Origin of the sequence: Planktothrix paucivesiculata PCC 9631 (assembly GCF_900009265.2) — a bacterium.
Taxonomy (GTDB): Bacteria; Cyanobacteriota; Cyanobacteriia; order Cyanobacteriales; family Microcoleaceae; genus Planktothrix; species Planktothrix paucivesiculata.
This window is the reverse complement of record NZ_LR734979.1, coordinates 1-8417: the sequence shown is the minus strand read 5'-3', so window position 1 is coordinate 8417 and position 8417 is coordinate 1. Positions and strand designations below refer to the sequence as shown.

Sequence of the window (8417 nt, the reverse complement as noted above, 5' to 3'; positions counted from 1 at the left end):
AGTAATCACCATCAACTCCTATGCCTAACTGACATATCCTAGTTTAACCAAAAATTCATTCAACTCTCCTAAAGTTTGCGATCGCTCCGCCTCCAATTCCTGACTTGAAACCGCATACTTAGGGGTGAAGTGAGCAGTCGAACAGAAACTTACGCTAAGGAATTAATGGAAGGCGTTACTCACGTTTGGGTTTACAATCTGGATGGTGTTGAAATCATCTCAATTAAGATATGGCAGTTACAGGAAAGCTGGAATTAACCCTTAAAATTACGGAATTTCCAACGGATGTTCAGACGGTTGAGAATAACTGGAAGCAATTTACTGTTGACTGTGATGGCAGAATCTTCACAATAACAGTGAAGCCGAAAATGTTCAAAAAACTAGAGGAAGCGCAAGCGAATTATCCGATGTGGGTGGCGGCGATTGCTGGGAAGCTGGGAGAAGCTACTCCCGATGGCTTTGTCTTGGCTGACCCCGCAATTCAAGTGTTTGAGAAAAAACCGAAAGACCCCAAGGAAGCTGCATCTGAGTAGTTGAAATCAAGGGTGTAAAACTGTGCAAGATAAACCTGCAAAAGCCTTATACAGAATGTCATTGGAAGGATAATATTGCCGGAACTGGAAGGATAATATTGCCGTGACTGTAGCTGTAACATTCATTCTGACGTTAAGTAGTCACCCGACATCTGCAACAGTTGGAAGCATAAGATTGCCGTTAACTAAAAATGGAACCATAAAGCTGCCAAAAATTTAAGATTTTTTCAAAAGATGAAGAAGTAAGATTAAGTCAAGCACTCAAGCCAGTGCCAAGGAGACTTGGAGGTAAAAACTTGACCTCACTGCCCAAGAAAAACAAGGCATTAGTTGTGAGTCGTATATTCGTGCGATATGTTCTAGCATCTCTAATCCAATTGGAAGCATAAACTTGCCGAAACGGCAATATTATCCTTCCAATGACAGGTAGATTTTTTAACTGAAGAATTCTTAACGTGTCAGCTTCGCTGTTTGTACGCCATTTAATCCCGGTTGGAGCACAATTATATTATAGTTGCAGGTTTGGGGATTTATAATTGCAGGTCGCTTTCGCTATTTTACCCCTTTAAGTCAGGAATAAAAATAGCTGAATTAATCGGGGTCTTAGAATCCTTATTTTTTAATATAAACTATAATTTTACTAAAACTTCTTGATGAATTAGGTGATAAATTAGATCAGTGACTTGAGAGGCTAATGCTGGACTTTTGAGTAATACTCCCATTTCCATATTCAAGGTCAAAGCATATTCGGTGAGATTGGCACTGGTAATAAATAAATATTTCTGATCCGAAATCACACTTTTAATATGTAAAGAACCATAACGTCCCTGTGGATCATGAAGCCGCTTTTCTACAGGCCAAAGAAAAACTTGCGCGTCTCTGAGGATTTTCTGCCCCAATGCGGTTGTTCCTTTAAAAGACATTTTACCCCCTTCTTCTTGAGTAGTTTCTACAATAATTTTTACTTGAACTCCTCGGTTTAAAGCTTCTAATAAAGCGGAGGCAATTTCAGGGATTTTATAAACGGCAAAACTAATAATAATTAATTGTTGTTGGGTGTCTCGAATCAATTGTAATAAGACTTGATCTGTCCGTCGAACTGGAATCCCTAAAGTGGGTGGGCCTGTCCAAACTAATTCGGCTGCTAAGGATTGTTGAGCGGTTTGAATCGAATAAGCTGAAGCCATTAACGCAGATGCGATCGCACGACTATCCCAATCTGATTGATCTTGTTGCCAAAGGGTAAACAATTCACCCACTAAACGGCGAAACATTGGATTAGAAAGTTGATTTAAAATTTGATCAATGAACGGATAATGGGAATCAAAAACTTGCTCTCCCAAAGAATGAATGACAGAGTTTAACACCAGAGGCGGTAATTCTTGAGCCACCTGATAAATTTTTTCTAACAGTTGACGATTCACAAGTTTTTTTACTCAAAAAAAGCTAAATCATCCCGTTCAAGCGTCGGAACTAATACCGTTCTATCTAAAAATTGATTTCCCCGTTCACAAGAGGTTTCGGGGGCAAATAAACAGGCATGGCAGGCAGCCCAATGTAAGGTCGGAGTTCCCTCCATTGGCTTATGTTCAGCACAGAGGGGATCTGAAGCACATAAACGCATTTGCTCTAAGGCTTGACTGATGTGGTGTCCCAGGGTTTTCGGTTCACCTAAATGGACTAATCCCCCTAATGTGCCTTCACTATCGGGAGTTGCTGTATAAATTAATAATCCGGCTTGGGGGCCATTCTCGTCTTCTGGGGGTTTGGAGTATATCCGTTCTCTAAGACTGGCTGCATTATAACCACATTCAATTGACAATTGACGCATTAAGGCGTGAGAGAAGGAATGAATTAATAAATAACGAATGGAGGGAGAATGAATTTTATCAGGATCTAAATTTCGACTATTAAGCCAATTTTTATGGGCTTCACGGGTTAAAATTTCATGTTTGCGGATACCCGGACGTTGTTCCCATTCTTGTAAAAAAGATTCTTGAAAACGCAAAAAAATTCCCTCCCCTTTAACTTCTGTCGTGGGAACCCAGGTGGGAGGTTTACGACTAATAGAAACTCGATATTCACGAGGAATTTCTCCCGTATCCGCAAAATCCCCAGGAGATTGAATGCGGGTAAAACCAATTAAAGCCCGAACTTCCCTTAGTCGTTCTACTAACACGGTGGGTTCAAAATACGCTTCAAATCCAACGGGAGGTGCGACAGTTCTTAACTGAAATTCTGAATTATTTTTACTGGGGTTAGCGGTTGAAAAAACTTCCCATTCAGGAGTTTTTAAATCCTGTGCATTGTCGTTGGTTTCTAAACCTTGTTGTTGTTGCTGTAATGTATTCCAAATCTCTTCTAAGGAATAATCGGCAAATTCTTGTAGTTGTCCCATTGCTTGCATTGCTGCTAAAATACCTTGTAGAATTTCTCGACTATTTGCTTTACTGAGAACATTAAAATTGCGTTCCACTAACTGCCCTAATACATTAGAATCAACGGGAATGGAAAGAGCGGATAAGGTAATAGAAAACCAACTATTAGAAGCCCCTAATAAAATACTTTTCATTTGTTCTTTACAATCTTCATCAAAGCTACGAAGATGGGGGTGACGAGCGCGACAACGGGGCATATTTTTTTTACCCGAATCTCCAAAGGCATCGGACAGACTTCGGGGCGGAATGTCACACCCTTTACACCGAACAAAAATATCCGTAACGTTCCCTGAAACGCCTCTTTCTTCTAAATATAAAGGCCCTGGACAGGCTGCTTGACCGTGATGAACAAAATAAGACCAGGGAAAATCATCTAAATGTCCTCGTTCACAAGCAACTAAAAAACGGGCAGGAATAACGGCAGGGGGTTTACTGGTTTTGGAGCAATTCTTATGAACATAACGGGTTTCATTAGGGCGATAAGGATTAATTTTGAGTTCAAATAATTGGGAGGCTAAAGGAGCTAATAATCGACAGCGAGGACAAACCATCCAAGTGGGAAACGGAGCCACAGGAATCCCGATTTTAGAGCCTTCATCAAAGGGGTTAGACAGGTCAGAGCTTTCAGGAGGCATAGGAGGTGAAAGCAGTTGTTTAACTTGATGTCCGAGTTCTTTACGAACGGCGGCTAAGAGACGATTTTCTGAGAGTTCAATGGTATGGTTTCTACTCCAGTCTTCTAGTCCCATAACCATTGCAGAAAGATTCGGTAAATCGGCAACCGCTCCAATTCCATAGGTGAATAAAATTTGGCTTGGACGCAGTTCACCGACTTTGGTTTTTTTGGGTGGAGATTGAGTCATGGGATTTACGATTAAGAATGTAAGATTTGAGATTGAGAATTCTAGGTTTATAGAAGATCGAGGGATTTAAGAGTTTTGATTGACAATTTCAGATTGAAGACGTAACTTTTACAATTAGCGATTATTGAGTTATAATTTTCATGAATTAAAACTTAATAGTTGTCAATCTTAAATCGTCAATCTTAAATCCCAAATCTACTCAAACGGTTGAGGTTTTCTATCTCGCTCTTCATCGAGGGGTTGATCTGTTAAAATTAATCCGATGGTCGGTTCAACATTTCTTAATGACGCTAAACAGGTGAAATCTTGCCATTGTCCTTGTCCGGCATTTTCTAATAACTTAATAGCCGTTCCATCCCGTGAAGTTACTTGATATTTTAAAGTGGCTCCCCCAACCAGGGTGTGAGCTTTATTTAACCAAGTATCTAATTTGGCTTCTAATTCTCGACGCACTTGTTGACCTTTTTCAACCCCTTCAATGAGTTCAGCCCGTCGAACAATAACATTAATTGCCTCTTGTATAAACGGATGGTTGCGTTGAATTAAACCAGGGCGATCATTTTGATTAAATTCATCGCCACAGAGACGAACTAAAGACACGAATAACGCACTTAAACCTCGATACAAAGCTCCAGATGCAAAGGGAGTCACCGATAACGCCTCAACGTGCTGATAAAAAGTGGCATGGTAGTGTTCAAACCGTTCATAGTGGGATAAATCCCTGGGTCTAGCCCAGTTATAAACAGTGATCACCAAACCAGGGTAACTTCGTCCGACCCGTGAAGTGGCTTGAATATATTCGGCGGTATTTTTCGGTTGACCACAGGCGACCATTAACCCCAGACGTTTAACATCAACCCCAACGGAAATCATATTGGTGGCGAGAATCACATCCAGGGGGTCGGGTCTTTCAACTTTCTGGCCTGCGTCACGTTTGGCTTTGTTCTCCGCTTCTAATAGGGGGTCAAAGGGAGTTTCTAAACGGTCTAATATCAGGGGAATATCCGTAGAATCCTTACGGGAGGTTAATTCATCAAAGTTTTTTAACTTGCGATCTTTCAATCCCCGTTCACTCATTCGATTTAAACGAGTCCGAATATCATCTTCCACTAACCTTCGTGTTCCCCCCAATTCTCGTAGGGAGTTAAAGTAACCCACCAAGGTCATCCAAGGGTCTGCAACTTTTCCATATTTCTCATACAATGCCTGCGCCGCCGATAACGTCGCTAAATACACCCGAATCATCGTCGCTTTTAACCGCCGACCCGGGGCGCAAATGCCTAAATACAGTCGCCCTGGATGCTCAGGACTCGGTTCTCGACGACGGGAGAAAAAGTTATCTTGAATCTCTAATCCTGGGGGGGGGAAAATATGCAGCTTCCGTAAAAATAGATGGTGAACTTGGGCGGACGCTTGGCGGATGGTGGCCGTTGAAGCAATCACTTTAGGACGGACAGATTGACCATTAACTTCCCAAGTACACAAATGATCCACAACGGTTTCATACAGTCCCACCATTGACCCCAAGGGGCCACTAATTAAATGCAATTCATCCTGAATAATTAAGTCGGGGGGACGCAGGAGAGCATGAGGTCGGGTTTTGGCGGCGGGAAGTTTATTGGTGGCGCGGTGGCTGTCTTTATCGTCTAAGTCGGGAGAGCGGAACCCATGACGGTCACAGTAACCACTCACTTGTCCGAATAACATTTGGGTTTCCCCTTTCCACGGCATTTGGGCAAATTTATCAACGGTGGCAATTAACAGAGTCGGTAAACGCCGATAAATTTCTTCATCAACAACTATAATGGGCAACCCTTCCTGTGGAGACTGTTTGAGGGTAAAGCAACATCGTCCTAAACTATCTCCACAGTAGACGAGGGTGCGTCCTTGTTCTTTATCAACGGGGTGGACAACAATGTGTCTACCTGGGTCGATTTTTGTGCCACACCAAGGACAATTCGTGAGTTGGTGGGGGGAACCCATACCGGAGGGTCGCCCTTGTCCTTTGCTTTGTTTGACAAATTCTTCGCTTTGGCTGGTGTAGTTGGGGGTGCTATTGTTTCCGACCCATAAACCAATCCGAAACGGTTCTGACCCCCATTTTTGCGGGTTTTGGCGGCGGATGACTTCACAGGCACAAATTAAGGTGGTCGCCCGTTGGAACTGTTGCAAGGTCAATAAACGCAGGGTATAGCGCATTAAAACGGCTACCCCATGTTCTCCATCTCGTCCCCCAATAAATGCCTGTAACCGCCGCAGTCCGATGGTATAGGCTGTGAGTCCTAAATAAGCTTCGGTTTTACCTCCTCCGGTGGGAAACCACAGTAAATCACAGACCGCATCCAGAGGGTGAGAACGGTCGGGGTGGTGTAAATCGGTGAGGGCGGGTAAATTGAGGAGAATAAAGGCAAGTTGAAAAGTTCGCCAGCTATGATTGTTCGGGGTATCAATTTCATCTAAATTAGGATCTTTTCCTTGACGTTTGAGTTCGGCATAAATCCCGTGTACACGCTGTCGCCACATGGCTTCATTCATAAATTGAAAGGCTTCTACAGCTTGGGGATTTTGGGTTAAAAGTTGAATCCCTTCTTGGATACGGTCTAAGGTAGTTTGGCAATGATTGAGGGTGGTTTGGGCGACGTTTTGAGAAGGTAAAAAGTCGGGGTTGAGGAGTAAATCTTGCAGTGATTGTTGTTGTTCTTGAATCCAATGTTGATAAGCGGTAATCAGGGGGTTGAGGAGTTGGGGAACCTCGGCAGGTTTGGCTTCCGCTAGGGTTTTCATGTCTAAAATTAACCCGTTTAACTGAGGAATTTCTTCAACGCTGGGGGGTGTAGTTTGCGGCACTTCATAGCGGGGAATCATGCAGGTTTTTAGACCGGAGGCTTGGGTGGGATTGTCGGGGACAATTTCGGCATGAACGCCCACCCCATGTCCGACGGCAAATTCCACTTGATAACGATATAACATCGCCATTTGTTGATTTTCTAGTTGAATAACAGAATCTAAGTTTTGTTGAATTGAAGCAGGTTTTTTAACGAAAATATTAGAATAATTTTTATCAGGGGAATCAATCATTAATTCCGGTTGGAATAACCAAGCTTTATCTCGTTGTTTAGCGGGTTCTTTTTGACCATTGACTAAAAATAAAGTCACAATCCAATCTTGATTATCGAGGCGGCGCATCCGTCCTTTAACGATTACCCCTGGATATTCGGGGTCAACAGTCCATTCAGGGATTTCACCGGATTTTAAGGGTTGAATTTTGGTTCCTTGAATGGGATAGCGTTTCCAAATTCGTTTGGGTTCTGATGTTTCTTTTTCAGTTAAATTTTGTTTCTTTTCTCGTTGATAATGTCCCCATTTTGCGGTAATTTTTATGGCTTTTACATCACTATCAACGCAGAAGGTTAAACCCATTGATGAGGGGAACATGGTATTAGGTGGGGGTATGGTTCCCTCTGTGGTTCCTTCTTCTGAGTTACCTTTTTCGGCGGGGACGAATTCGTCTTGTTGTTCGGGTTGTTCTTCTGGGGTTTTATTGCGAATTAAGGGGGATAATAGTCCGACTAAATAGCGATCTGTTACACTACTTTCATCCACTTCTTCGTCTTCTCCCTCCGCCGGGCCGAGTAAATCGTTGAAAATCATTTCTTCTAATTCTTGGCGAAGTTCATAGGGGGATTTGGGATTTATGATTGACGATTGGGGATTTACCATTGGCGATTCAGGGGGATTAAGTTCGGTCAGGTTGGGATTAATAATAAATTGTTGTTCGATTAAACTGCCTTGTTTTTCGGGTTGATTAGCAGCGATATATTCAACATTAAATAAAGAAATTTGTTCAGGATTTCTGACGTTTTTTTTGGTTTGTTTTTTATGGCAATTATCAAAATAAGTTGTAATTTGACGAATAACTTGATCTGCAACTCCGCTATCATCAGGGATTAAGTTCTCATCCTTTAATTCTATCCCGTCTAATAGAATTTTTAAAGCTGATTCAGGGGCGGAAATCACTGCATTCCAATCAAGTTGAATCTCACCTTTTTTGAGTTTTAGATTGATTTCAACTAAGTCTAAAGTACCAGGGAGAAAAGAAGGGAGTTTAAGGATTTCCATAATAATTACTGATAATTTAAAATATTATATCATTTTTTATAACTCATTTAAACTTAAATCAACCCAGTTCGGATTCATAGACTCTATTAAATTTATTTTCTTTTCTCGTAACCAACCTTTAATTTGTTTTTCCCTGGCGATCGCAGCATGAACATCTGATGTTTCTTCATAATACACTAATTTTGTAATATTATATTTCTGAGTAAACCCCGGAATTAATTTATGTTTATGTTCATACACTCGACGAGTTAAATCATTAGTCACTCCTGTATAAAGTGTTTTAGACTTATTAGTCATAATATAAACATAATAATTTTTCATTTTTATAAAATCTCCTAGCTCTCAATAATAAGTTTATACTATCATTGCTCAGAATGACACATAAAAAAGATTGTCATCCTGAATGTAGCGAAGCGAAATGAAGGATCTCTAGTTAACCCATAATATAGTTAAGAGATTCTTCG

General features: G+C 41.4%; 5 protein-coding genes. 1 reads left to right on the top strand and 4 read right to left on the bottom strand.

Annotated features, from left to right (window positions below):
* Positions 1-230 precede the first annotated feature (230 nt).
* Positions 231-533, top strand: a complete 303-nt coding sequence (locus tag PL9631_RS00150) for a fertility inhibition FinO-like protein (protein WP_083616026.1) — start codon at positions 231-233, stop codon at positions 531-533.
* A gap of 629 nt (positions 534-1162) precedes the next feature.
* On the opposite strand, the gene drmC is transcribed toward PL9631_RS00150, so the two are convergent.
* The 4 genes from drmC to PL9631_RS00130 all read right to left on the bottom strand — a co-directional run bounded on the left by drmC (position 1163) and on the right by PL9631_RS00130 (position 8274).
* Positions 1163-1957, bottom strand: coding sequence for a DISARM system phospholipase D-like protein DrmC (gene drmC / locus PL9631_RS00145; RefSeq protein WP_083616025.1), 795 nt, complete (start codon positions 1955-1957; stop codon positions 1163-1165).
* Positions 1958-1965: 8 nt separating this feature from the next.
* A complete protein-coding gene (gene drmB, locus PL9631_RS00140) occupies positions 1966-3834 on the bottom strand; it encodes a DUF1998 domain-containing protein (RefSeq protein WP_083616024.1) in 1869 nt (622 codons plus the stop codon).
* A 195-nt stretch (positions 3835-4029) separates the two neighbouring features.
* Positions 4030-7953, bottom strand: coding sequence for a DISARM system helicase DrmA (gene drmA, locus PL9631_RS00135; RefSeq protein WP_083616023.1), 3924 nt, complete (start codon positions 7951-7953; stop codon positions 4030-4032).
* A 36-nt stretch (positions 7954-7989) separates the two neighbouring features.
* On the bottom strand, positions 7990-8274 hold the full coding sequence (locus PL9631_RS00130) for a GIY-YIG nuclease family protein (RefSeq protein WP_083616022.1): 285 nt from the start codon (positions 8272-8274) through the stop codon (positions 7990-7992).
* Positions 8275-8417 lie beyond the last annotated feature (143 nt).

Excerpts from the sequence above, each read along its gene's own strand:
- PL9631_RS00150 (WP_083616026.1), top strand. The coding sequence starts at position 231 with ATGGCAGTTACAGGAAAGCTGGAATTAACCCTTAAAATTACGGAATTT.
- drmB (WP_083616024.1), bottom strand. The coding sequence starts at position 3,834 with ATGACTCAATCTCCACCCAAAAAAACCAAAGTCGGTGAACTGCGTCCA.
- drmA (WP_083616023.1), bottom strand. The coding sequence starts at position 7,953 with ATGGAAATCCTTAAACTCCCTTCTTTTCTCCCTGGTACTTTAGACTTA.
- PL9631_RS00130 (WP_083616022.1), bottom strand. The coding sequence starts at position 8,274 with ATGAAAAATTATTATGTTTATATTATGACTAATAAGTCTAAAACACTT.